Here is a 24,177-nt window from a genome sequence, read left to right as displayed (position 1 = left end):
GACGGCCAAGTTATCGAATAGATAAAGAACCACTATACAAATTTGTGTTTGATGGTTCTTTGCTTTAATCTAAAAATGAAAATATATCCTCTATTGAAAAAGTAACATCAGGGAAGTTTGTTGAATGGAAGGTTTGGTTTTCTTCTTGGTCATAAACGTTTTCCAAGGTATATGAATCTTTATTTAACACATATTTTTCCATGTGTCTGTTTTGATAATCGATAATTATATATTCCTTCACACCGGCTTTTTCGTAATAGTTTCGTTTAAGCAGTCGGTCATTCCGGGCTGTACTGAGGGATAACACCTCTACAACCAAATCAGGAGCCCCGTAACAGCGATTGTTACGCAATTTGGTTTTATCACAAACAATGGAAATGTCCGGTAGAACAATAACATCGTCTTTTCCTTTCTTTTCGTCTTTAAAAGGGAAGACAACCTGGAGATTACTGCCAAATAGCTGGCATGTATTTCCTTTTAGAGCACTTCCAATTTCTCTGATCAAATTTGCGATAACACCTTCATGTTCGTAGGATGCTGGAGACATAAGGACAGGGATACCTTCATATAATTCTGCTCGTTCTTCCTTTACGTAAAGGAGAAATTCCTCTAATGTATAGGTTTTATTTTTATCTAAATGCGTCATTGTGCACCCTCCTTCACACAACATGCTTTAGTAAATCATAGCAAGTATCACCCTCCTGTGCAAGCAGGAAAGTGAATGAAAGACAGAATTTTGTTAATTTTATTCGGTTGCGACAAAAAGTCAACCACCCGCAATCTGGATTGCGTGAATCAGACGCACTACATTGGAACGGGGGCAAATGGAGAAACCAGCGCAAGACGTAAAGAAAGAAGCGTGTAAAATGATATTCCTGTTGTGTCGCTGGTTTGATACACCAATGCGGGGAAATTAACGATGATGAATGCAGTGTAAGAGTTCTTAAATAAGGGAATGGGTAAACTAGTAATTAAAAAAGATAATCACGAAGGCAGCGTGGGCTTACAAATGAAATGTTGCAAAGGATTGGACAACAGATAGAATACGAAGCAGAAGGAACGAAACTTATCGTAGCGTGCAAGGATTCAACTGTGAAAAATATGGACAATATGTTCAGCGCATAACGAATCATAAAGGAAGTGTAAATAATGGCATTAACGGATAAAGAAGTACTGGAAATAGCGAAGAAACACGGACTGGAGATACAGGAAGATGCGTTTGAATTTAATGAATCAGGGCTGGATTTTCAAGTGGCATTCGTAAGTGACAGGCAGGATGAAAAGTGGGTACTACGAATTCCAAGGCGTGAGGATGTAGTGCCAACTGCTAAAAAGGAGAAAGAGATTCTGGATTTGGTGGGACCGAGAATTCCTATCGAAGCACCAAACTGGGCAATTTTTACAGAGGAATTGATTGCCTACAAACTATTGAAAGGTATTCCGGCTGGAACAGTTGATTCCGAAAAACAAGCATATGTATGGGAAATAGATGAAAAGAATATTCCGGTCATTTTTCATGAGACCTTGGGAAGAGCCATCGCTGCACTGCATCAAGTTAATCATGAAGAAGCGCGGCAAACTGGCCTTGATGTGCAAAAGCATGGGCAAATCAGGAGATCGATGCAACTGAGAATGGATAAAGTAAAGGAAAGATTTGGTGTAAGTGAAGAATTGTGGGCACGCTGGCAGAAATGGCTGGATAATGATTCTCTTTGGCCAAATCAGACAGCACTTATCCACGGTGACCTTCACCCTGGTCACCTATTAATTGATGAAAATTCCCGCGTAACAGGACTCATTGACTGGACCGAAGCCCGAGTCGATGATCCAGCCAATGACTTTGTAGGACATTTAATGGCATTTGGCGAAGACGCTTTGAAAGCGTTGATTAAAAGCTATGAAAAAGCTGGAGGGTATGTATGGCCGTCCATGTTTGAACATATTGTTGAACTGCAAGCTGCCACTCCTGTAGGTGTTGCTGAATTCGCGATGAAATCCGGTTTGAAGGATTTTGAAAAAATGGCGAAGCAGACGCTGGGTGTAAATAATTAATGAAAACAGAAGCGTCCGTTCTGTTAAGGAGTGGGCGCTTCTGGATTTGGGAATGGAAAATGTAAAACTTCCTACGCTTCATTGCATTTATCTTGCCTCTTTTTCGATATACGTTTCACCAAGGATTTCTTTACGGTTGTATTTTTCAGCAGGAAGTTTTTCTTGAATAAATGCATCGACTTCATTTTCTTGCAGGTCATACATCACTTCAAGCTCCTTTGAAAATAACAGATCGTCCTTCTCCATAAGTGCCGCAAGTTGAGGCTGTTCCTTTGGTTGTATTGTTACATCGTTGGTAATGACCTGCTGCAGTGCGTTGGCATAATCTGCAAGTGAACGTGCACCGACAATTTTTACACCTTTGTTTTCTTCATTAACCATAATAATTGTCGGGAATCCCCTTGCACCAAGCTGTCCTGCGAGAGTGAAATCCTGATTTAATAAATCCTGGCCACTTGAAAGATTGGCTTCTTTCACAATCGTCTCTCCATCAAGACCTAGCTCATTTACGATTTCAGTCAATACCTTTTCGTCTCCAATGTTTTTATTAAATGCAAAGACTGCTTCTCTAGCTTTACGCAAATATACGTTAGCCAGTTTATCACTATGCTTTTGTACTACTTTAAAAACCCTGGATGGCGGAAATGATGATTGGACTGGGTCCACATACCATAATGAACCGTCAATGGGCATGCGTGAATGCTCGCCAACTTCTCTCCAGTGTCCAGCAACGTCGGAAGGACCACCGATTCCATTTGCTGCATCGACAACACCATCTCCCCATTTCTCTAATAGTCCGCCCATCACTGTTTTAAAATTGAAATATTGTCCATACTGCGCGACAAAGCGGCGGAGCACCGGTTCCAGTGCCCAGCAGTGAGAACAGATCGGGTCCGTCACATAATAAAGGTCAATGGTTTTCTTAGGTTGATTAAAATCGATCGTTTGCATGGTTTCCTCTTCACCAACTCCACAAACTCCAGTTTCCGGGTCACAGACCATATTGTTTCTTGTTTTCATTTTATTCTCTCCTCATTGTTTGTAGTTATGTTAACATCCAGATTCTGTTGCGCCCATTCCTGAATAGGCTTTAATGCATCTGCCAGGGAACGTCCTTTTTCTGTCAACTCATACGAAATTGTTACAGGAGATCCTGCCTCCACTTTTTTATCAATTAACCCATATTCTTTGAGTTCAGACAATTTTAATGAAAGTGCCCGTGCAGTAATTCGGTTGAAATCGCGCTTCATTTCAGAAAAATGTGCGCATCCATTATTGCAAAGTGATAAATAGTGTATAATCTGACCATTCCATTTTCTGGCTAATATTTCAAAAGAAGACTCAATATAGGGACAAATATTCATGAAATTACCTCCCGTATGATTTCATTATACTAAGTATAAAAAATATATCAAGTATAAAAAATATATTTAAAAAGTCTAAAACAACGCAGCATTTATATACTGCGCTAGTTTAACTATGGTTGGAATCCAGGTTACGCAAGGCGAACAAAAGGATCTGAGCTCAAGGTTATATGGGGTTCGAGCGCTGAACTTCGGGCCTTGAGCGCAGGACTTTGAGTTCCGAGGGCAGGACAAAAGCACCTGAACGCCCGATCGCAGGACAAGAGCCCGTGAACGCCGGACCTCGATCTCCAAACGCCGAATCTTGGGGCTTGAACCCCGCAACCCAATCCCCGGCCGCAACCGCAAAACAGCTTATTTTTGTTTTGCTGCCTGTGTCATTTGATGCCAGATGGATCCTTTGGCTTTTTCTCCACCTTCAATGCGGGCGAGCGCCATTTTAATCTGCATGCGAACTTCAAATTCCGGTTCATTCAGTGCTTCCTGTAATACGGGGATTGCTGTTTCATCACCAATTTCATAGAGAAACATGGCAGCTCTCCACCGCACAAGTCTGCTGGAATCTGATAATGTTTTGATCATTTCCGGCATTGCTTCTTTAAAGCCAAGGTCGGATATGCAATCACCGGCAGTTCTCCTTACGTTAACTGCCTTATCTTGTAATGCTTTATATAAATAAGGGAGCACTTCCGGTTCTTCGATCATTCCGAGAAATGCGGTTGCAAGACGACGGATGGATGCTTTTTTATCATCTAGTGCTTTATTTAAAACTGGCAGATCATCGAAGGTAGGTTCGATGATTCGGTCCAATGCCGCATAACGCTCTTTCCAGCTAGGGTTATCCAGCATGTCAAGTGTCACCTTTTCACTTCTTTGGGAAGAGGTTTCAGCACCTTCCCCAGAAATGGCAGCCTTCACTAATTCCTGTACCCGTTCATCATTGTAGCTGGCCGTTATTTCTTCAACGACATCTTGACCGGTTTCTTCCATATCTCCGTACCGGGGGCTTTGTTCTACCCATTTCCTTTCCATCAGCATATTGTCAGAAGCTGCGGATGCCTCCATTGCTGCATTTGTAAACCGCTCAGGAAGGCCGAACCTTCTTTCTTCGTCTCCGTCCTCAAGCTTTACCTGCATCGGGATATTGCGGAACATTTGGATAAAAACCTTTATTTCTCCATAAGTATCATCATGTGAAGCTTGTTTTTCGCCTAATTCTTCCGGCTTTTCTTCAGCAGATCCCAATACTTCACGGACACCTGGTAAGATTTCCTCCCATGCATGCTTGGGATGGCGTTCTAATGCAATAAAATCAATTACATGATAAAGACCTTTCACTCCGTCGATTTGAAATAGATTGTTGATGTATTCCGGTGCTTTATCCAAATCATCTCCAAGCTTATAATTTCTTGTTTCTCCGTCCGGTAACTGCTCGTCGAGATTTATTTTCATAGAGTGTGGGCTCGGTGTCGGTTCAATTGAAACTATTTTCATTTATATCCTCCTCATAATTCCTAATTGTATCGATAAGAAGTTCTTCAAATTTGTTTTTTTCCGCTTGTGTAAAAGCCTTGGGGCCTTTTGTCCGTTTTCCGCTTTTTCTCGCCATGGCGCTGGCGTAGCGGGATTGCAAAAGTGCTTCAATATTTTGGTTGGTGTAGGCAAAACCTTTGTGATGCAGAACAGTACAGCCTTTTGCCAGTCCCAGCGATGCCAGGCCATAATCTTGTGTGATAATTATGTCGCCCTTTTTGGCAAGTTGCATAATCTTGTAATCGGCAGCTTCTGCCCCTGTATCGACGTAAATCGTTTCTACTCCGTTCGGTTCCTTATCATGAGAGAAATGGGCGAAGCTTTTTACGAGCACAACACTGATATCTGCTTGTTGTCCGATTGAAACAACGATATTTTTAACTGGAGATGCGTCTGCATCCACATAAATCTTCATACATTTTCCTCCAACATTCGCCATAAGCACAAGTTTTATCTCATCTTATTTTGGCATATATAAAAACTTCTTACTACATAAGTTTGGGTTGTTTTAGCAATAAAATCTTGGTGAAAGCCAAATTTTAATCGTTCATTTCATTGTATTCGATTTTTTTACTTATATCAAAGAAGTGAAAGCTGTGATGGATTACTTCTTTACTGGTAATAATTTATGTAAAAATTATTATCAAATAAAACATTATCGGTTATGATGAAGAAATTGATTGTGTTTCTTTTAATTATTTAGGGGAAGATGAGTGATTGGATGAAGGAAAATATAGTAATTGAGAAGATGTCAAAAGCCGATTGGAACCAGGTTCGAGAAATTTATTTAGAAGGTATCAACACAGGCAATGCCACATTTGATACAGAATCTCCCACATGGGAGGAATGGAATGAAAAATACGCACCTACTTGCAGACTGGTCGTGAAGGAAGAGGGAAATGTCATCGGTTGGGCAGCATTGCTCCCAATGAACGGTAAAGCTGCTTTTTATGGTGTAGCAGAATTAAGCATCTATCTTAGCCCAAAAAGCGCTGGTAAAGGAATAGGGACAAGGTTATTGAGCGAGTTAATTACAGCAAGTGAAGCAAACGGATTTTGGACACTGCAATCCGGGATTTTTCCGGAGAATGTGACAAGTATAAAATTACATAGAAATGCTGGTTTTAGAGAAGTGGGAGTTCGGAGGCGTCTTGGTAGATTAAATGGGGTATGGCGTGATGTTGTTATGCTGGAGCGAAGGAGTAGTGTCGTTGGTGTTGATTAAGTGAATTTTATTTACTCGTTCAAATTAATTTTTAATGTGCATAAACGCAGGTTTTCAAGGGCTTGAGGAAAAATATGTTATACTAAACAAAACTGAATAACTTTTGCTTTATGGTGACGTTGCTTAGGCAAAGTTGAAAAGGGAAGTTGGTTAAAATCCAACACGGTCCCGCCACTGTAATGAGGAGACTTCTTCGGGTAGCCACTGTTTATTTAAATTGGGAAGGCGAGTAAGGAGTTGTTGAATCTTAGTCAGGAGACCTGCCATAAGGAAGAGCATTTAATCCTACGGGAGATAGGAGGGTGTTACGTTACGTACATATGGTAAATGAATTTGCTGTAGTGTATGAATCTGTAAAAAATAGTTATTAACATCTTCGGCTCAGGAGGTGTTTTTTGTTTTTTTAAGGAGGAGACTGTTTGTGAACATGATAGCGATAAAGGATACTAAAACGGTTCAAACCCGATTGGTACTTCCACCTGACACCAATCATTTGGATACTATATTTGGCGGAAAAATACTGGCATATATTGATGAAATCGCTGCGTTAACAGCAATGAAACATGCAAATAGTGCTGTTGTTACGGCATCGATTGATTCTGTGGATTTTCTGTCTTCAGCGAAAGTCGGTGATTCATTAACATTGGAAGCTTATGTTACATATACGGGGACAAGTTCTATGGAAGTATATGTTAAAGTAACTGCGCATGATTTGATAAAAGATGAGCAGAAATTAACTACCGAATCTTTTCTTACAATGGTAGCGGTGAATGAAAAAGGAGTACCGGTTCCGGTCCCTAAGGTGTCCCCGGAGAGTGAGGAAGAAAAACTTTTATATTCAACAGCCCCATCCAGAAAGGAGCATCGAATGAAACGCATTATTTATAGCAAGAAGAAAACTTGATATCATGTATAGCTAAAGCAGTTTGATAAGTATAGAAATATTGGTCAAGTCCCTTTTTAACGTGAGGTCTTGACCATTTTCCTCAGCCAATCTTCGTAAACAAATTATTCAATGATTCGCTCATGGATGGGTGGGTGAATATACTATCCCGCAGAAAGGTATAAGGTAACTTTGCTTCCATTGCCAACCTGACTGTATTAATGATCTCACTGGACTCTGCACAGAATAAGGTACAGCCTAAAATTTCTTTTGTTTTCGAATCAACAAGCGCTTTCAAGAGTCCATCTGTCTGTTTAATGATTCGAGTACGCGGAATTCCTGCTGCAGGCATTGTTGCAACTTCATAGTCAATCCCTGTTTCGATACCATTATTTCATTTATGATATAAGCAGCATTATCCTAAACAAAATATTGGGGTTACACGTCTGAAACTGCTAGTATCTTATTATATAAATGAAATTCACTATAGAGAGGTGAAGGTAATGAATCAGAAGGTAATGCTTAATAATAGGACAATTAATACGAAAAACTTTAATCAGCAAACGGTTGTGAAAGATGGTAGGCAGCTTCTTATGATCAGCTTTGAATTTGAAGTGACAAGCAGTGACTATCATGCTGTTACAGCTTTACTCTATGAAAATGATTTTACAGTGAAGGTTCCTGATGAAAACCTGGATTTTTCTGCCACCATTCAAAATTATTCTACCTCAATTACAAATTTATATGAGGAAAACAATGTTGGAATTTTCAATTTGGAGTTAATTCAGAAGGCAGGATAGGTTATAATGTAAAGCGTAGATTATTAGGAATGATATTTTATCAGCTGGAATATTATCTGCTGTTTAGTGTAACCAGGGTCCCTGTTTAAGAACTGGCACTACTTCATATTTTCAAACAGCTAAATACGAACAGAAGGGATGTTATGAATATGACTTCAAATCAAATTAAACCGCGTCTGGCATTGGAAAAAATACAACCATACTCTCCGGGTAAACCAATTTGGGAAGTACAGGAAGACTTGAAGCTGGATAAAGTAGTTAAGCTTGCATCAAATGAAAATCCCATAGGTCCTTCCCCGAAAGGAGTTCAAGCAATAACCGATAATTTAGCAGAACTTAACCGTTATCCGGATGCTGATACAAGTGCTTTGAAAAGCGTAATCGCTGCAAAATTAAATTTGTCAACAGGACAGTTGATTGTTACAAATGGAGCAGACGAATTAATTACTTTAATGTCGGAGGCTTTCCTCGAGGAAGAGGATGAAATCGTTGTACCCTTCCCATCTTTTAGTGAGTATGACTTTGGGGCACACTTAATGGGGGCAAAGGTAGTACCTGTTCAGCTGGGGGAGAGTTTCCAGTTTAATGTGGATAATATTCTCTCTGCTGTCACGGAGCATACAAAGTTCATTTATATTTGCTCACCAAATAACCCGACAGGTACATATTTGTCAAAAAGCGATTTTGAACGGTTGCTTGAAGCTGTGCCGAAGCATATATTAATCGTGTTCGATGGAGCATACAGTCATTATGCGTCAGCGGAAGATTATACAGACGGCATTGAGTATGTAAAAGCAGGATATCCGGTAGTTGTGTTGCAGACCTTTTCAAAAATTTACGGGCTTGCAGGTGTGCGAGTTGGCTTTGGCGCAGCACCGGAACATATCGTTCAAAGTATCCTGAAAGTGAAAGAACCATTTAATGTGAATACATTAGCTCAAGTTGCGGCTAAGGCAGCTATTACGGACGATGAACATGTTGAAAAATCCAAGGAGGCGAATATTGCCGGTCGTGAAAAGCTTTACCAGGCATTTTCAGAGCTTGGTTTAAGTTACACGGAAACGATGGCTAATTTTATCCTTCTGAAAATTGGCCCTGAAGCCCAGAAGGTGAGTGAAGAACTGCTTGCAAAAGGAGTTATTGTAAGATATGGGCCTTCATGGGGGACGCCGGAGCATGTACGTATTTCGATAGGGACTGCTGAAGAGAATGAATTTCTAATCGAAGAGTTAACATCAATTTTGCAAAAATAACAACGGAGGTACGACAGTGAATAATCTTGCTAAACAATTGAATGAAAAAATCACGAAAGAAAATGAAAATTTACATGAAATGTTATCAGATCTGGGAAGAAATATATTTTATCCTAAAGGCATCCTGAGTCAGAGTGCAGAGGCTAAAAGTGCGGCAACACCAAAATATAATGCGACACTTGGAATAGCAACAGAAGAAGGTTCGCCAATGCATTTTAAACATATTCAGGATAATCTGGGTGGATATGCACCTGAAGATATTTACCCATATGCGCCACCCCAAGGAAAGCAGGGTTTGCGTGAAGCCTGGAAGCAAAAATTAATGGAAGACAACCCGTCATTACAAGGGAAGGATTTCGGCATGCCGATTGTTACAAATGCGCTGACACATGGTCTAAGCATTGCCGCAGATATGTTTGTTGAACCAGAGGATTCAGTAATCGTTGCAGATAAATTTTGGGGGAACTATAACCTGACGTTTAAAGTGCGTCGTGGTGCAAATATCGAGACTTATGCGCTTTTTGACGAGGAAAAGAAATTTAATGTATCTTCCTTCAGAGAATCTGTCATGAAGCAAAAATCAACAGGAAAAGCCATTGTCGTACTTAATTTCCCGAATAACCCGACAGGCTACACACCTCATGAAGCGGAAGCAGAAGGAATTATTTCTGTACTAAAGGAAGCCGCTCAATCTGGTATCAATCTTGTAGTCCTTCTGGATGATGCCTATTTTGGTTTATTCTATGAAGATTCCTTAAAAGAATCGTTATTCGGACGCTTAATTGGTCTGGATTCGAAAATTTTGCCTGTCAAGATTGATGGAGCAACGAAAGAGAACTATGTCTGGGGATTACGTGTCGGTTTTATCACATTTGGAATGGAAAATCCTGACGTGTTGGATGCATTTGAACAAAAAACAAAAGGGCTTGTTAGAGGAACGATCTCAAGCAGTTCGCATCTTTCCCAAACCGTTATTTTAGAGTCACTGCAATCAGCTGAATTTGAGCAGGAAAAACAGCAGAAGTTTGAAGTAATGGAAAAAAGGGCGAAAAAAGTGAAAGAGGTACTGGCCCAGGAAAAATATGCAGATTACTGGTCAGTATATCCATTTAATTCCGGCTATTTCATGTGTTTAGAACTCAAAGGTGTTGATGCAGAAGAACTGCGTGTTCATTTGCTGAACAATTACGGAGTAGGTACCATCGCTGTGAATGCTACCGATTTACGAATTGCTTTCTCCAGCGTCGAGGTAGATGATATCGAGGAAATATTCGAGCTTATTTATAAAGGAATGAAGGACTTAACAGAATAGTAAAGAAGAACAGAGCCTTGGAAGTGCTCTAAGACGTTCTCTTTTAAAGTACAAACAAAAATCCGTTTTAGAATTTACCATTGAATTTGAAAATAGCAGGGTGTAATTGAAAATAAATTACTCCTTGCTATTTTTCATGTTTATTAAATGAAATCAAGGTAATGAAGGACATTTCCTGGTCGAATCACAAGCAAAAAGTCTTTCATCAAGGTAATGAAGGACAATTCCGGGGCGTAGCACAAGCAAAAAGTCCTTCATCAAGGTAATGAAGGACATTTCCTGAGCGTAGTACAAGCAAAAGTCCTTCATCAAGGTAATGAAGGACATTTCCTGAGCGTAGTACAAGCAAAAAGTCCTTCATCAAGGTAATGAAGTACATTTCCAGGGCGTATCACAAGCAAAAAGTCCTTCATCAAGGTAATGAAGTACAATTCCTGGGCATATCAGAAGCAAAAAGTCCTTCATCAAGGTAATGAAGGACAATTCCAGGGCGTATCACAAGCAAAAAGTCCTTCATCAAGGTAATGAAGTACAATTCCTGGGCGTATCACAAGCAAAAGTCCTTCATCTGATTTTCACTGTAAAAGAACAAATGAACATAGATGGTAACTGTTTAAACACATAACGATAGGCGTTCCCATATAAATATAAGGATTTGTATTTTGGGAGGAATCAGAATGAATAATGAATTTCCTGAATTCGTAGAGAATATAATCGCCATTTGGCCTGAGCAACAGCGAAATGGTGCGATAAAGATAATTGAAAAATATGGATTGCCCGAAGAAGCCACGGGAAGTAGATTAATGTGGTATAACAATGGTCCCTGGAAAAGAACGATTGTTCATCGGGATGCTGTTCCACATAATTTTCCTACGCCACACCCTGATTTTCTTGAACAGACGATTGATTACCGAACACCGTTAGATGCATATGACGCGATAGCCTATTATGATGGCAGCTGCCGTCCTGACCGAACAAAGGGAGAGGTCACCGCAATTTGTGATAAGGAAGAAATGAATATGTTATCAATAAACTTGTTTCATGATATTGTAAATCGAAAAAGAACAGTCGAAGAAGCAAGAAGATGCATGATTGAGCTTGGTGAGGCATTTTTGCTTCACAATATTTCTTCACCATATGTTGAACAGTTTCTTTTTCATAAGCAATATAATACGGAGGATCCAGACAGGGCATATTTCTAAACAGAACGGAAAAAGGTATCTTAATAATGGCCATCCTTTTCCTATTTGCCTTAACATGCGATAATAGGGGAAAAGTTAGATAGGGTGACATTATGTCTGAACAAATTGATTTAAAAGTGAAAAGAAATTATATAAAACAATACAAAAATAAATATCCACTCATCATCAAGGATGCCATTATGAATGCTGATACCCTAACCAATGAAGGAAACATTGTGCATTTACTGGATGAAAGTAACCAGTTTATCGCCAAAGGCTATTATGGCAAACAGAATAAAGGGATTGGCTGGGTGCTGTCCTATGATAAAGGTGAAAAGATCGATGCCATCTTTTTCAGGAATAAGATTCTGACAGCAATGAATAAAAGGCAATCTTTCTACAAAGATGAAAACACCAATGCATTTCGCATTTTTAATGGAGAAGGTGACGGAATCGGTGGACTAACGATTGATTATTTTGACGGGTATTATCTGATCAGTTGGTATAGTGAGGGAATCTATACATTTAAGGAGAAAGTCGTTAATGTCCTGACTGAACTAGGTGATTATAAAGCAATTTATGAAAAGAAACGCTTCGATACCAAAGGGAAATATATGGATGATGATGATTTTGTGAAGGGTGAGCGCGGAGAATTCCCGATTATCGTGAAGGAAAATGGAATAAATTATGCAGTCTATTTAAACGACGGAGCCATGGTCGGGGTTTTTCTTGACCAGCGCGATGTCCGGGATGCTATTCGTCACACGTATTCAAAAGGGAAACATGTACTTAACACATTTTCCTATACAGGAGCTTTTTCGGTAGCGGCTGCACTCGGGGGAGCGGAGAAGACGACAAGTGTTGATCTAGCGAAACGCAGTAAAAGCAAGACAATCGAACAGTTCAGTGTGAACGGAGTCGATTATGAACAGCAGGATATAATTGTAATGGACGTCTTTGATTATTTTAAATATGCGAACAGGAAAAAACTAAAATTTGATTTACTTGTTCTGGATCCGCCGAGTTTTGCCCGTTCTAAAAAGCGCACATTCAGTACATCCAAGGATTACCCGGACTTGATTAAAGATACAATTTCAATTACGGAGAAAGACGGCATTATCATTGCTTCCACAAATAACGCGACATTTGGAATGAAAAAATTCAAAGGATTTGTGGAAAAGGGTTTCCGTGAGAGTAATGCAAAATATAAGATTCTGGAGGAATTTTCCTTACCGGCAGATTTCCATGTGAATCGGAACTTTGTTCAAAGTAATTATTTGAAAGTGCTAGTCATAAAGAAGATTGGCTAATTAGTCAATAAGGAGGGATGATATGGCAATATTAACAAATGACTGGGCTCCCATCATGGAGAAGGAATTTGAGAAAGATTATTATATGAAGTTGCGCTCATTTTTGAGAAAGGAATATCAGGAGAACACGGTTTATCCGGATATGCACGATATTTTTAATGCGCTTCATTACACGACATATGAAAAGACGAAGGTGGTTATACTTGGGCAAGATCCATATCATGGTCCAAATCAGGCACATGGGCTAAGTTTCTCCGTAAGGCCTCATGTGAAAGTACCACCTTCATTAAGAAATATTTATAAAGAACTTCAGGAAGATATTGGCGTTCCAAGTCCAAATCATGGATATCTGACAAGTTGGGCAGACCAGGGTGTCCTATTATTAAATGCAGTTCTGACAGTGAGAGCGGGACAAGCCAACTCCCATCAAGGGAAAGGATGGGAAAACTTCACCAACGAAGTGATTCGAAAGGCTAATGCAAAGATTGATCCGGTTGTGTTCATGCTTTGGGGGAAAAATGCCCAGACAAAAGAAGAATTGATTACAGGGACGCATCATCTTATTATTAAATCACCCCATCCCAGTCCATTTTCTGCACATAAGGGCTTTTTTGGCAGTAGACCATTTTCGCGCGCGAACCAGTTTTTAAAAGATGCAGGGCGTCCGGAAATTGATTGGCATCTACCAGATAGCAAAGAGGTATGACCATAAACGTTCATACCTCTTTGCTGTTTCACTAATATTTAGCTGTGGTCATGTTTAGCAGCGAATTGATTGTTGTTATTTGGCCCGTAGTCCCACTCTTTTAGAAATCAGCCTTGAAATATAATTCATTTGAGAAGCCCGTGTTCTTAACCCCAAACATCATCCGCTACTTCTTTAATTAAGCGAAGTTTGTTCCATTGTTGTTCTTCCGTTAAGATATTTCCTTCTTCCGTTGAAGCGAAACCACACTGCGGGCTGATGCAAAGTCGGTTGATATCCACATATTTTGATGCTTCTTGAATGCGGGATTTGATAACCTCTCTATCCTCTAATTCACCTGTTTTTGATGAGAAAAGACCTAAAACAACAAGCTTTTTGTCACTTACATGTTGTAATGGTGAAAAATCACCGGCGCGATCGGTATCATACTCTAAATAAAATGCAGAAACGTTTTCTTTCGCAAATAGGAGATCCGCAATCGGGTCATACCCACCAGAAGAGGCCCAGGTAGAATGATAGTTTCCACGGCAAACATGAGTGGTTATCACCAAATCCTCTGGTAGATTTTCAATTGCTAAATTATTGACACGTAAATATAACTCCCCAACTTCTTCTCCATTTGCGCCTACTTGTTGGGCTGCCTTATTATTTGTACCGACCAACATCCCCCATGTGCAGTCATCTATTTGAACATTTCTGCAGCCAGCGTTGTATAAATCTGTTATAACGGTGTGGTATGCCTTTGCGATATCAGCAACAAGTTCATCTGTATCAGGATAAAGCTGATCTGTTACTTCTTTATTTTCCGCACGCTGTAGTTCAGCAAAAAACTGAGCTGGTGCCGGGATCGTTTGTCTAGCTACCACACCATCTGTTGCATATTGTTGAATAAAAGAAAAATGCTCCACAAATGGATGGTTCTCGCCGCTGATTTTACCTATCAGGCAAGCTGTTTCTGGTCGGGTTTCTTCATCATTAAAAATATAACCTTGACCAATCGTTTCTTTTTTGACTCCATTTAATCCCCACATAAAATCTAAATGCCACCAGGAACGGCGAAATTCCCCATCTGTAATCACTTGAAGGCCGACATCTTTTTGTTTTTGAATTAAATAGACAATAAACTCATCTTCAATACGTTTTAATTCACTCTCTGAAAGGCTTCCTTCTGCAAATGAAGCACGTGCTTTTTTTAACTTATCAGGACGTAAAAAGCTACCTACATTATCAAATCGAAATGGTGCTACTGATCTTTTTTCTTTTGTAATGTCTACTCCCATGTAAATCTCTCCCTTATGCTATTTGAATTAAGGTAAGTATACCATGGGAAAATCAATATAGCGTAACACATAAAATCTATCATTTGCTATAGCTTTAAACTATATCTGCTGTAATTCTTCATCAATCGTTTCTTTTAAATATCTGATATAAATATTGGCAAGTGGACTGTTTGTCACGTTTTTATGGGTAATATATCCAACATTAATCCGCTCCTCTACTTTTAAAGGAACTGCAATAATGTCTTTACTGTTTAATTTATGACTAATGACCCCTGTTGAAATCGTATAGCCGTTTAATCCAATAAGCAAATTAAATAAAGTAGCCCGATCACTGACCCGAATATTTTTCGGTCTGGAAATGGTGCTTAGAATCTCCTCCGAAAAATAAAAGGAATTATAGTTCCCCTGCTCATAGGAGAGGTATGGATATGGAAGCAAATCAGATAATGTTACATAATCCCTTTTGGCTAGCGGATTACTTGAGCTAATAAAAACATGAGGCTTTGCTTCAAAGAGCTCATAAAACTTTAAATTTCCTTCCCTTAAAAATTTATGAATCACCTTTTTATTAAACTCATTTACATATAAAATACCAATTTCACTACGGAGATTTTTCACGTCATCAATGATTTCATATGTTCTCGTTTCCCGTAATGTGAACTCATATTCCTCCCGGTCATATTCTTTATGTAATCGTACAAAGGCACTAACCGCGAATGCATAGTGCTGGGCTGATACAGAGAAATGCTGCTGAGGCGATTGTGTATTGGTATAACGATTTTCAAGTAGTTCTGCCTGTTCAACCACCTGTCTTGCATAACCTAAAAACTCCGAGCCTTGACTGGTAAGTATAATTCCTTTATTGGTTCGTGAAAAAATAATAATTCCCATTTCTTTCTCCAGCTCTTTTAGTGCGTTAGAGAGGCTTGGTTGACTAATAAACAAACTCTGTGCGGCTTTGCTAATGGAACGGCTTCTTGCTACTTCAATTAAATATTTTAATTGTTGTAATGTCATCTTTTATTCCTCCCTAGGTAAATTATCTCATAATTATATTAGAAAACTTGGCATTCGCAATAGGTTAGGGAATTGCTAAAGCCCGTACTTATGCAGAAATAAATATGGATATACTTTTATACTATAAAAAAAAAAAAAGCTGCGGGGGGGTTATTCCTCCGCAGCCATTTCATTTAAATGTTTAATCTGAACTCCATTTGGGTCAATCTTTAATGAGGCAACTTCATATTCAGGTAATAAAGTTTTCATTTGTTCAGCAATGGCATTTCCTTTCCCATCAGGTGTGAAGGAAATCATTGTTGGGCCTGCGCCACTGATCACAGTACCATAAGCCCCGGCACCTTTAGCTTCCTTCTTGATATCATGATAAAGTGGAATTAGTTCTGCACGAAATGGTTCATGGAAAAGATCCTGCTCCATCATCTTTCCGGCCAGTTTATAGTCACTGGTTGCAAGCGCGGCTATCAAGAGGTTACTTATGCTGCTGGCCGCAATGGCATTCTTTTTGTAATAGTTGTCTGGCAGAACCTCTCTTGCTGCTTCTGTTTTTAGCTCGAAATTAGGAATGTACGCAACTACATCTGTCTTAGGAAGAGGCAGTTGCACCCAGTCAACTTCATGTTCAAGTGTTTGTACGGATACGGTGAATCCGCCAAACAGAGCAGGTGCTATATTATCCGGATGCCCTTCGACCTCTGTACCATATAGAAGTTTATCTTCTATGGATAGGGAAAGGTTACACATCTGATTTGCTATTTCAATACCTGCAAGAATCGCTGAAGCACTGCTGCCGAACCCACGTGCCAGAGGAATGTCGCTGTTTACAATAACCTTACATGCAGGCAGTTGTTTGTTATGTCGTTCGGCAGTTTGTTTAGCAATTTTATAAATTAAATTGTCCTCATATGACAACTCAGGAGGTAATAAAGGTGAGCGGGTTTCAAACTCCCACTTTTCAGATTCCGTAACGTGCAATGTTAAATAAAGATTTAATGCGATGCCTGCTGAATCAAAGGCCGGGCCAAGATTTGCAGAACTTGCCGGAACAGAAATGCTGAATTGTTTCATGCTTTCACCTTGTCTGTTAAATAATCCATCACAGCTTTTTCATCATTTGGTAAGGATACCGGGTTTACCTCTACCTGGTCGATTGCTGTTTGAGGATCTTTCAATCCATTTCCTGTAAGAACAGCAACAACTTTACTCCCTTTCTTAATTGAGCCGTCTCCACATTGCTTGATAAGGCCTGCAATAGATGCACAGGAACCAGGCTCGGCGAAAATACCTTCTTTTCTTGCCAGAAGCTGCTGAGCATGCAGTATTTCCTCGTCAGAAACGGAATGGATCTGGCCTCCTGATTCATCTCTCGCATTAACAGCAAGTTTCCAGCTTGCAGGGTTACCAATCCGGATAGCTGTAGCGACGGTTTCCGGTTCAGTTACCACTTCATTGTTCACGATCGCTGCAGCACCTTTTGCTTCAAAGCCAAACATTTGAGGAAGTCCTGTCTGTTTTGTTTCATTATATTCCTTGAAACCTTTCCAATAGGCACTGATATTGCCTGCATTGCCTACAGGGATGGCCAGTACATCAGGGGCTTCACCAAGTTGTTCACAAACTTCGAATGCAGCTGTTTTTTGCCCTTCCAACCGGTAAGGATTTACTGAGTTAACCAGGGTAATGGCTGATTCTTCACTAAGTTTTCTTACAATCTTTAATGCATCATCAAAGTTCCCGTCAATTTCGACGATTTCCGCGCCATACATCATGGCTTGTGCCAGCTTGCCGAGCGCAATTTTTCCCTTTGGAATAATGATGATTGCTTTAAGACCTGCCTTTGCAGCATATGCGGCAGCAGAAGCGGATGTATTCCCAGTTGATGCGCAAATGACGGATTTACTTCCTTCTTCCACAGCTTTTGCAACAGCCATGACCATTCCTCTGTCTTTAAAAGAGCCTGTCGGATTTATTCCTTCTACTTTGCCGTATAGTTCAATCCCTAATGCTTCTGATAATGCAGGGAAATGGATGAGTGGAGTGTTTCCCTCATGAAGCGTGAGCTCTGGGGTCTCAGTTGTTACTGGTAAATTAGATTTATAATGTTTCAGTAGCCCTGGCCATTTCATTGTCGCCATCTCCTTCTGCTTTATAATAACTTTTTATCTCTACTACATTACTTAATGATTTTAATTCATCTAATGCTTTTTGAAAATTCTCTAAAGATGTCTCATAGGTTATGAAAACAACTTCTGCTAATTCCTGCTCTTCTCCCAGTGGTGTTTGTAAAATCCGTTTAAAACTAATATCCAGCTCATGGAAAAGAGAAGAAATGGTCGAAAATACACCGGCTTCATCTTTTACATGAAGACGCACATAATATTGCCCAAAACGCTTGTCGGGTGATTTTAATTCTTTTTTATAGTAAGGGTCGACCAATTGATTTCCGTTTACACCCAATCGCAAATTTCTGATTGCTGCGACAACATCTGATACGACAGCGGTTGCAGTAGGCAGGCTTCCCGCTCCCGGACCATAAAACATCGTTTCTCCTACAGCATCTCCGTATACATAAACGGCATTGTATTCATTTTTAACATCTGCTAATGGATGTTCTTTCGATAAAAGTGTTGGCTGTACATTTACTTCCAGCTGATGATTATAGAAATTTGCATAACCGATGAGCTTCATTGTATAACCAAGCCTGTCCCCATTTTGCAGATCTTCCAGTTCAATATTTTTAATTCCCTGTACTTCCACATCTTTTAAATCAATCTCTGTGGAAAAGGCGAGACGACCTAAGATAGCCATCTTTCTGGCAGCATCCAATCCTTCCACATCGGCGGTAGGATCAGCTTCCGCAAAGCCGAGGTCTTTTGCTTCCTGAAGGGCCTCTTCATAGCCCATGCCTTCGTTATTCATTTTCGTTAATATGTAATTTGTTGTCCCATTTACGATCCCCATAACTTGTCTAATATGATCAGATGAGAGTCCATCTGCAATCCCTCTTAAAATCGGGATTCCGCCAGCAACACTTGCTTCATAATAGAAATCGCATTTATTGCGGTTTGCTGCTTCTTGAAGTTCCTGACCATGTAAAGCAACCAGATCTTTATTTGCTGTGATGACATGTTTTTTAGCAGAAAAAGCATGTAAAATATGTTCTCGTGCCTTATCTATGCCACCCATCACTTCAACGATGACATCGATTTCCGGATCATTTAAAACATCGTCCGGATTCGTAGTAAGAAATGTTTTATTTATATCAACATCACGTGCTTTTTCTGGATTACGAACCAATACACTTTTTACATTTACACTACAGCCAAGCTGATGAACAAGCTTGTCCTGATGCTCTTCGATGAGCTTGATTACTCCGGAGCCGACTACTCCCAAACCGAGAAGACCGACTGATACACTGCTTCCCACATTATCACCTCATAGTACCTTCCTGAAAAAGGCATAAATTTGTATATTTAATACATTTAAACACGAAAATCAAAGTATAGCAATAGCGAATTTTTAAATTATTTGCAATGAAACGCTTCCATGGAATAATGAACCAAAATCAATGGAACGTAATAAACTAATTGCAATCATACTGAATACGGGAGTGGTGAAAATGAATGCTGCTGGAGCCGGTTTTTCATTTGTTTTTTGCCTGGGAATTGGAACAGGATTTGGCTTTCTATTCGGGAATGCGGAAACAGGTGGTGCAATTGGTCTTGGTATGGGGTTAGTTATCCTTGCGTTATTTCGTAAAGAAAAAAGACTCTAAATAAACTGGAAGAGGTTGTGGATCGGGCTGTGAATAAGGAATGAGATTGAAGCTTGTGGTATTTGGTACTGCAGACTTATTTCAACAGTTAAAAGGTTTCCAGTATGAAAGGAAGAATATGTTAAAAAAACGGTTGGCGAAAGGTAATGTCTGAACGTATATTCAAACAACTCCTGAGCCAACCGAAAAATTAAATATATGCTTTTCTTCTGGATTTTGCTAGTGATATCCAAATGGATCCAAGTGCCAGTATAACAAACAGACCGCCAACTGTAGCATTTTCCTCCACGGAGGCCTGTTCGATTACGATGCCGCCAATTAGCGAACCAAATGCGATTCCGAAATGAAGGGCGGAATTATTAAGGCTTTGCTGGATATCAGATGTTTCTGGTGATGTTTCGATGAGGTAACTCTGCATCGCCGGCGTGATTGCCCAGCTCATCATCCCCCAGATTGCCATTACAATTAAGAAGATTGGCAAGGCAAACGTTGTATGTGGAATCATAAAAATAGCTATTCCAAAAATAACAATCGATGTAAGGATGGTACGTTTTGATCCGAATTGATCGGATAAAGTTCCTCCGACACCGCCACCACTTACTGCAGCGATACCAAAAATCAGGTAGATGATACTCACCCAGGTTCCTTCCAATCCCATTGTTGTCTTGGAAAATGGTGTTAAGTAGGCATATAATGTTGTATGCCCACTTAGAAATAGAAATGTTGTTAAGTGTGCAAATAATATCTTCCTATCCTTTAAGGTTGCCAGTTGTTTGCCGAGCGGGATGGCTGGCTTTGGTGCAACCTTTCCCATCAGGAAATATACACCAATTATAGAAAATAATGTTAAAATGGTGATGAACACAAAAGGTGCACGCCAGCTGAATGCATTACCTAACATTAACCCGATTGGGAGCCCCAGTACAATGGAACCACTTACCCCCATGGTAACAATGCCTATCGCACGGGCGCGATACTTCGAATCAACAATATTGGCTGCCATTGTTAAACATAAAATAATGAGTAATGCGCCGCTTCCTGCAGATATAATCCTCCCGATAAAAAGGATACTGTAAGAGGGACTGAGAACAGCCACAACATTACCCAGTAAGAATATAAATAGAGAAATTAATGTTAATCGTTTTCTTTCTATTTTAGCTGTCAACATTAAGAGAATTGGAGCTGAAATGGCAAAGATCAAAGAAAAAATAGTGATCAGCAGTCCTGCCTGTCCAAGGCTGACCCCTAAATCTTCCGCTACTAAATCAAGTATTCCGCCTATAATTAATTCGACCATCCCTACAACAAAAGAGACAATCGTTAGTAAATAAACACGTTTATCCATAAGATGATTTGACACCCTTCTTTCTAAAATAACCTATCTAATGTTAATCCTATTTACTACGAAATACAAGGAATACTTTTTGACAGTTAAGGAACAAACATGGTGGCCAAGATCATGCCGCCACCATCTATAATGAAAACAGCTAATTTAACCAGAAGGCTGTTTTCTAAAAGATTGGGACTGCGATTACTCGCTCCACCGAAGTGATTTGTTGTTGCCACAAAGATATAAAAGACGACGTAACTTTATCATGGTTTTGCTTTCTCCCATTCCTTTTGAATCCGAGTGCTATCACAATCGCTTCGGCAGAATACTTCGCTTTCCGCGGGCACGGCTTCAGTCTCCTCGCGGAAGGTCACCGCTGCGGGGTCTTCAGACTCGTGCTGTTCCCGCAGGAGTCTACGTATTCTGCCTACGCTAAGAGTGGCGTTTTGATTATAAAAAGGATAAAGCTCATGGAATCTATGTTTCATGGAGGCTTTCTCACTCAAATAGAAAGCTGTTCTAAGCTGCTTAAAAAATGCGAGACTCCTACGGGAAAAGGAACAGTCTGAAGACCCCTAAGGCGAGGTCTTTGCGAGTGAGGAGGCTGAAGCGTTCCCCGTGGAAAGCGAGTGTTTTTTAAGCAGCGTTGGACTAGCACTCATTTTGTAAAGGATTAGGATGAGAGGAAGTCACTGTTAGGTTACTTCGTCTTTTATATCAAATGCGACGTTAAGGAGCAACGAAATTTACCAAATGGGCCAATCTGAAAAAGGAGCATTCTTGGTTCATGGTGGATTAATTTTTCCCATTCTAATAACAGTTGTTTTCACACAAAAGTATATAATGGTCAAGAACGTCACTGAGTTCTTGCTTAAAGCTATGCCTTAGGGTGATCAAGGCGCTTTCACTTTTGTTAACAAACCTAGGTTGAAGCAGGCGCTGTTCGGATTGGCTGAATGACAAGATATATTTTGCTATATTTGGTATAATAGAGATAATGGATGATTGGGAGGAGGAGCACAGAATGAATGAAGCTCAATTACAAAAAGAAGCGATGCATGTCCTGAAAGCTACAAGCAGAACATTTTACATACCTATCAAGTTACTAAGACCAACATTGAGAAAAACAGTGGCTTCTGCTTATTTATGCATGCGGGCAATTGATGAAATAGAAGATCATGAACAATTGGATAATGAAACGAAGCAGCATTTGCTCCGCTCAACCAGTGAATCATTAAAAACGCAATTTGACCGCAAAGCATATTACCAGTTGATTAAACCATATGAAGCATGCTTGCCAGAGGTTACAATGCGTCTGGGAGACTGGATTGATTTTTGCCCTGTGAGAATTGTTGAAAAAGTGAAAGAGTCAACAAGTATAATGGCGCAAGGAATGGCAGATTGGGTAGAAAAGGAATGGCGTATAAAGACGAAAGCAGATTTGGATGATTACACCTATTATGTTGCAGGTCTGGTCGGTGTCATGCTGTCTGATATTTGGGAATGGCATGATGGGACACAAACTGACAGAGACCAGGCAATCGCATACGGAAGAGGTTTACAGCTGGTTAATATTTTACGTAACCAGGAAGAAGATGCTCAGCGCGGCGTTCGATTTGTTCCGGATAATTGGGAGAGGGAGGATCTGTTTACTTATGCCTCAGATAATCTGAAGCAAGCAGACCAATACATAGAAGACATCAAAAACCGCAACATTATTTTATTTTGTAAAGTTCCACTGGCTCTTGCTAAGAAAACATTAAATGCAATGCAAAGCGGTAAAGAAAAAATGTCCCGAAACGAAGTAGAACAAACCGTAGATGACATTTTGAATGAATAAATAAACACGGTCAAGCATTGATCGTGTTTATTTTTTGCAGTTAAGAAACAAGCATGCCGCCACCATCTATAATGAAAACAACTAATTTAACCAGAAGGCTTTTCCCTAAAATATTGGACTGCGGTTACTCGTCCCATCAAAAGAGCTGGGACTGCGGTTACTCGCCCCACCAAAAGATCTGGGACTTAAAGTTATGCCTTAGAGTGTTCAAGGCTTCCTGCGCTTTTGTTTATTTATCCTGTGGAAGGGAAAGTATTGTCAGTGACTAAAAATTTCGCTTTATATTCTTCAAAAATACGCTATACTATAAAAAATGATTATTTATAATTTGGAGGGGTTTTGAATGAGCCCAGGAAAAAAGTTGGTAGAAGAGGAAATAAAGGCAATTGGAAAAAAGTTTGAAGAAGCAGGTTCTGATTTTACCGAAAGACTATCTACGGGATTTTTTGAACATGAAATTGCAAAGGAAAATATTATAGAACTTAAACAAATTCTTGACGATACATTAAACTCACGAGGAGAAATGCTGAATGAGCGTATCGTTGATTATGGGGCACGAACTGGGGAGATTGCGCTACAGAATAATAAAACACTAGTTAAATCAATCCAGGAGCTTTCTGGTGCCAGAAGAGAAACATGGAATCTGGTTAAAGAAATCATGCTGGAATTAGAAGTGTCAAATGTAGCACTTTTAGAGGTGACAAATAAGTTTGATCCATTGTTTGATTTAGTAATTTCCTCTTTTAGTAATACATATATTAAATCATATGAGGAAAATATACAAAGGGCTGAGGATGAATTTCTTCAACTTTCTGCACCGGTTATAACAATTTTTGACGAGGTTGCAGTTCTGCCGATTATTGGCGGGATCGACGAGAAACGTGCAGAGCTTTTAATGAAAACTGCATTATATGAAACTGGAAAGAAAGATTTAAGTCATCTGTTTATCGATCTGTCCGGTGTCAAACTAATTGATACAATGGTGGCATACAACATTTTTAAAATTGTACAATCATTGGAACTGGTAGGAGTAGAGACTGTGTTAGCAGGAATCCGTCCTGAGGTCTCCCAAACAATGGTAAGCTTAGGTATCGATTTTGAAAAAATAAAAACCTACAGTTCACTGCAGCAGGCTTTAAACAGACATATGCATATTGTTGTTCAAAAATAACTATCTCTTTATTTTAGTAATTTGACGGGGCAGTGAATTATTCCTATAATAAAAGACTATGCGAATAGATAATTTGGGCAAGCTGATGGTTTTTTGTCAATGGTTATTAAATATTAAAAGTGATCATATCCATCCAACGGTCTTT

24 protein-coding genes and 1 riboswitch are annotated in these 24,177 nt (G+C 39.7%); of the genes, 12 read left to right on the top strand and 12 right to left on the bottom strand.

The features are described 5' to 3' along the window. Positions 1-64 precede the first annotated feature (64 nt). Complete coding sequence (locus ACZ427_RS15725; RefSeq protein ID WP_461177030.1) at positions 65-646, bottom strand: Uma2 family endonuclease; 582 nt, start codon at positions 644-646, stop codon at positions 65-67. A gap of 503 nt (positions 647-1,149) precedes the next feature. Here ACZ427_RS15725 and ACZ427_RS15720 point away from each other — a divergent pair. Beyond that, positions 1,150-2,052 (top strand): macrolide 2'-phosphotransferase, encoded by a 903-nt coding sequence (locus ACZ427_RS15720; protein ID WP_461177028.1) that lies wholly within the window; start codon positions 1,150-1,152, stop codon positions 2,050-2,052. An 87-nt stretch (positions 2,053-2,139) separates the two neighbouring features. Here ACZ427_RS15720 and ACZ427_RS15715 read toward each other — a convergent pair whose 3' ends face one another. The 4 genes from ACZ427_RS15715 to ACZ427_RS15700 all read right to left on the bottom strand — a co-directional run bounded on the left by ACZ427_RS15715 (position 2,140) and on the right by ACZ427_RS15700 (position 5,364). Beyond that, positions 2,140-3,072 carry a DsbA family oxidoreductase gene (locus tag ACZ427_RS15715; protein ID WP_461177027.1) on the bottom strand — a complete coding sequence of 311 codons (933 nt, stop codon included), beginning with the start codon at positions 3,070-3,072 and terminating at the stop codon, positions 2,140-2,142. Continuing rightward, positions 3,069-3,416: a winged helix-turn-helix transcriptional regulator gene (locus tag ACZ427_RS15710; RefSeq protein WP_461177026.1), complete on the bottom strand. Its 348-nt coding sequence runs from the start codon at positions 3,414-3,416 to the stop codon at positions 3,069-3,071. Before ACZ427_RS15710 ends, ACZ427_RS15715 begins: the two co-directional genes overlap by 4 nt. Positions 3,417-3,770: 354 nt before the next feature. Next, on the bottom strand, positions 3,771-4,910 hold the full coding sequence (locus ACZ427_RS15705) for a conserved virulence factor C family protein (protein ID WP_461177025.1): 1,140 nt from the start codon (positions 4,908-4,910) through the stop codon (positions 3,771-3,773). Beyond that, positions 4,891-5,364, bottom strand: coding sequence for a YaiI/YqxD family protein (locus tag ACZ427_RS15700; RefSeq protein WP_461177024.1), 474 nt, complete (start codon positions 5,362-5,364; stop codon positions 4,891-4,893). The genes ACZ427_RS15705 and ACZ427_RS15700 overlap by 20 nt, the downstream gene beginning before the upstream one ends. A gap of 294 nt (positions 5,365-5,658) precedes the next feature. On the opposite strand from ACZ427_RS15700, the gene ACZ427_RS15695 reads away from it, so the two are divergent. Further along, positions 5,659-6,174, top strand: a complete 516-nt coding sequence (locus tag ACZ427_RS15695) for a GNAT family N-acetyltransferase (RefSeq protein WP_461177023.1) — start codon at positions 5,659-5,661, stop codon at positions 6,172-6,174. Positions 6,175-6,268: 94 nt separating this feature from the next. After that, positions 6,269-6,456: riboswitch (cobalamin riboswitch) on the top strand. A gap of 145 nt (positions 6,457-6,601) precedes the next feature. Further along, positions 6,602-7,078: an acyl-CoA thioesterase gene (locus ACZ427_RS15690; RefSeq protein ID WP_461177070.1), complete on the top strand. Its 477-nt coding sequence runs from the start codon at positions 6,602-6,604 to the stop codon at positions 7,076-7,078. Between the two features lie 82 nt (positions 7,079-7,160). Here ACZ427_RS15690 and ACZ427_RS15685 read toward each other — a convergent pair whose 3' ends face one another. After that, positions 7,161-7,409, bottom strand: a complete 249-nt coding sequence (locus tag ACZ427_RS15685) for a hypothetical protein (protein WP_464883456.1) — start codon at positions 7,407-7,409, stop codon at positions 7,161-7,163. 151 nt (positions 7,410-7,560) lie between these two features. Between ACZ427_RS15685 and ACZ427_RS15680 the strand changes: the two genes are divergently transcribed. The 6 genes from ACZ427_RS15680 to ACZ427_RS15655 all read left to right on the top strand — a co-directional run bounded on the left by ACZ427_RS15680 (position 7,561) and on the right by ACZ427_RS15655 (position 13,619). Next, the gene (locus ACZ427_RS15680; RefSeq protein WP_461177022.1) at positions 7,561-7,857 is read left to right on the top strand and encodes a DUF3219 family protein; all 297 of its coding nucleotides are present in this window, start codon (positions 7,561-7,563) and stop codon (positions 7,855-7,857) included. 149 nt (positions 7,858-8,006) lie between these two features. After that, positions 8,007-9,110, top strand: a complete 1,104-nt coding sequence (gene hisC, locus ACZ427_RS15675) for a histidinol-phosphate transaminase (RefSeq protein WP_461177021.1) — start codon at positions 8,007-8,009, stop codon at positions 9,108-9,110. Positions 9,111-9,126: 16 nt separating this feature from the next. Beyond that, positions 9,127-10,422 carry an aminotransferase class I/II-fold pyridoxal phosphate-dependent enzyme gene (locus ACZ427_RS15670; RefSeq protein WP_461177020.1) on the top strand — a complete coding sequence of 432 codons (1,296 nt, stop codon included), beginning with the start codon at positions 9,127-9,129 and terminating at the stop codon, positions 10,420-10,422. A gap of 677 nt (positions 10,423-11,099) precedes the next feature. Beyond that, positions 11,100-11,624, top strand: coding sequence for a hypothetical protein (locus ACZ427_RS15665; RefSeq protein WP_461177018.1), 525 nt, complete (start codon positions 11,100-11,102; stop codon positions 11,622-11,624). A 92-nt stretch (positions 11,625-11,716) separates the two neighbouring features. Continuing rightward, positions 11,717-12,913 (top strand): class I SAM-dependent rRNA methyltransferase, encoded by a 1,197-nt coding sequence (locus tag ACZ427_RS15660; RefSeq protein WP_461177017.1) that lies wholly within the window; start codon positions 11,717-11,719, stop codon positions 12,911-12,913. Positions 12,914-12,935: 22 nt separating this feature from the next. Then, positions 12,936-13,619 carry a uracil-DNA glycosylase gene (locus tag ACZ427_RS15655; RefSeq protein WP_461177016.1) on the top strand — a complete coding sequence of 228 codons (684 nt, stop codon included), beginning with the start codon at positions 12,936-12,938 and terminating at the stop codon, positions 13,617-13,619. Positions 13,620-13,765: 146 nt separating this feature from the next. On the opposite strand, the gene ACZ427_RS15650 is transcribed toward ACZ427_RS15655, so the two are convergent. The 5 genes from ACZ427_RS15650 to ACZ427_RS15630 all read right to left on the bottom strand — a co-directional run bounded on the left by ACZ427_RS15650 (position 13,766) and on the right by ACZ427_RS15630 (position 19,342). Further along, the gene (locus ACZ427_RS15650; RefSeq protein ID WP_461177015.1) at positions 13,766-14,899 is read right to left on the bottom strand and encodes a 5-methyltetrahydropteroyltriglutamate--homocysteine S-methyltransferase; all 1,134 of its coding nucleotides are present in this window, start codon (positions 14,897-14,899) and stop codon (positions 13,766-13,768) included. A 99-nt stretch (positions 14,900-14,998) separates the two neighbouring features. After that, on the bottom strand, positions 14,999-15,916 hold the full coding sequence (locus ACZ427_RS15645; RefSeq protein ID WP_461177014.1) for a LysR family transcriptional regulator: 918 nt from the start codon (positions 15,914-15,916) through the stop codon (positions 14,999-15,001). Between the two features lie 150 nt (positions 15,917-16,066). After that, the gene (gene thrB, locus ACZ427_RS15640) at positions 16,067-16,984 is read right to left on the bottom strand and encodes a homoserine kinase (protein ID WP_461177013.1); all 918 of its coding nucleotides are present in this window, start codon (positions 16,982-16,984) and stop codon (positions 16,067-16,069) included. Further along, the gene (gene thrC / locus ACZ427_RS15635; protein ID WP_461177012.1) at positions 16,981-18,042 is read right to left on the bottom strand and encodes a threonine synthase; all 1,062 of its coding nucleotides are present in this window, start codon (positions 18,040-18,042) and stop codon (positions 16,981-16,983) included. Before thrC ends, thrB begins: the two co-directional genes overlap by 4 nt. Continuing rightward, positions 18,011-19,342 carry a homoserine dehydrogenase gene (locus ACZ427_RS15630; protein WP_461177011.1) on the bottom strand — a complete coding sequence of 444 codons (1,332 nt, stop codon included), beginning with the start codon at positions 19,340-19,342 and terminating at the stop codon, positions 18,011-18,013. Before ACZ427_RS15630 ends, thrC begins: the two co-directional genes overlap by 32 nt. Positions 19,343-19,484: 142 nt before the next feature. Between ACZ427_RS15630 and ACZ427_RS15625 the strand changes: the two genes are divergently transcribed. Then, positions 19,485-19,691, top strand: coding sequence for a hypothetical protein (locus ACZ427_RS15625; protein ID WP_461177010.1), 207 nt, complete (start codon positions 19,485-19,487; stop codon positions 19,689-19,691). A gap of 190 nt (positions 19,692-19,881) precedes the next feature. On the opposite strand, the gene ACZ427_RS15620 is transcribed toward ACZ427_RS15625, so the two are convergent. Next, entirely contained in the window at positions 19,882-21,036 is a 1,155-nt protein-coding gene (locus ACZ427_RS15620; protein ID WP_461177009.1) for an MFS transporter, read from the bottom strand. A gap of 1,009 nt (positions 21,037-22,045) precedes the next feature. On the opposite strand from ACZ427_RS15620, the gene ACZ427_RS15615 reads away from it, so the two are divergent. Beyond that, entirely contained in the window at positions 22,046-22,861 is an 816-nt protein-coding gene (locus tag ACZ427_RS15615) for a squalene/phytoene synthase family protein (RefSeq protein WP_461177008.1), read from the top strand. Positions 22,862-23,204: 343 nt separating this feature from the next. After that, positions 23,205-24,032, top strand: coding sequence for an STAS domain-containing protein (locus ACZ427_RS15610; RefSeq protein WP_461177007.1), 828 nt, complete (start codon positions 23,205-23,207; stop codon positions 24,030-24,032). The last annotated feature ends 145 nt before the right edge of the window (positions 24,033-24,177 follow it).

Source organism: Virgibacillus ainsalahensis, from assembly GCF_055380755.1.
The sequence above is the reverse complement of the archived record's forward strand: the minus strand, read 5'-3'. Positions and strand labels throughout refer to the sequence as shown.

Coding starts and splice junctions, on each gene's coding strand:
- ACZ427_RS15725 (WP_461177030.1), bottom strand. CDS start 646: ATGACGCATTTAGATAAAAATAAAACCTATACATTAGAGGAATTTCTC.
- ACZ427_RS15720 (WP_461177028.1), top strand. CDS start 1,150: ATGGCATTAACGGATAAAGAAGTACTGGAAATAGCGAAGAAACACGGA.
- ACZ427_RS15715 (WP_461177027.1), bottom strand. CDS start 3,072: ATGAAAACAAGAAACAATATGGTCTGTGACCCGGAAACTGGAGTTTGT.
- ACZ427_RS15710 (WP_461177026.1), bottom strand. CDS start 3,416: ATGAATATTTGTCCCTATATTGAGTCTTCTTTTGAAATATTAGCCAGA.
- ACZ427_RS15705 (WP_461177025.1), bottom strand. CDS start 4,910: ATGAAAATAGTTTCAATTGAACCGACACCGAGCCCACACTCTATGAAA.
- ACZ427_RS15700 (WP_461177024.1), bottom strand. CDS start 5,364: ATGAAGATTTATGTGGATGCAGACGCATCTCCAGTTAAAAATATCGTT.
- ACZ427_RS15695 (WP_461177023.1), top strand. CDS start 5,659: ATGAGTGATTGGATGAAGGAAAATATAGTAATTGAGAAGATGTCAAAA.
- ACZ427_RS15690 (WP_461177070.1), top strand. CDS start 6,602: ATGATAGCGATAAAGGATACTAAAACGGTTCAAACCCGATTGGTACTT.
- ACZ427_RS15685 (WP_464883456.1), bottom strand. CDS start 7,409: ATGCCTGCAGCAGGAATTCCGCGTACTCGAATCATTAAACAGACAGAT.
- ACZ427_RS15680 (WP_461177022.1), top strand. CDS start 7,561: ATGAATCAGAAGGTAATGCTTAATAATAGGACAATTAATACGAAAAAC.
- hisC (WP_461177021.1), top strand. CDS start 8,007: ATGACTTCAAATCAAATTAAACCGCGTCTGGCATTGGAAAAAATACAA.
- ACZ427_RS15665 (WP_461177018.1), top strand. CDS start 11,100: ATGAATAATGAATTTCCTGAATTCGTAGAGAATATAATCGCCATTTGG.
- ACZ427_RS15660 (WP_461177017.1), top strand. CDS start 11,717: ATGTCTGAACAAATTGATTTAAAAGTGAAAAGAAATTATATAAAACAA.
- ACZ427_RS15655 (WP_461177016.1), top strand. CDS start 12,936: ATGGCAATATTAACAAATGACTGGGCTCCCATCATGGAGAAGGAATTT.
- ACZ427_RS15650 (WP_461177015.1), bottom strand. CDS start 14,899: ATGGGAGTAGACATTACAAAAGAAAAAAGATCAGTAGCACCATTTCGA.
- ACZ427_RS15645 (WP_461177014.1), bottom strand. CDS start 15,916: ATGACATTACAACAATTAAAATATTTAATTGAAGTAGCAAGAAGCCGT.
- thrB (WP_461177013.1), bottom strand. CDS start 16,984: ATGAAACAATTCAGCATTTCTGTTCCGGCAAGTTCTGCAAATCTTGGC.
- thrC (WP_461177012.1), bottom strand. CDS start 18,042: ATGAAATGGCCAGGGCTACTGAAACATTATAAATCTAATTTACCAGTA.
- ACZ427_RS15625 (WP_461177010.1), top strand. CDS start 19,485: ATGGAACGTAATAAACTAATTGCAATCATACTGAATACGGGAGTGGTG.
- ACZ427_RS15620 (WP_461177009.1), bottom strand. CDS start 21,036: ATGGATAAACGTGTTTATTTACTAACGATTGTCTCTTTTGTTGTAGGG.
- ACZ427_RS15615 (WP_461177008.1), top strand. CDS start 22,046: ATGAATGAAGCTCAATTACAAAAAGAAGCGATGCATGTCCTGAAAGCT.
- ACZ427_RS15610 (WP_461177007.1), top strand. CDS start 23,205: ATGAGCCCAGGAAAAAAGTTGGTAGAAGAGGAAATAAAGGCAATTGGA.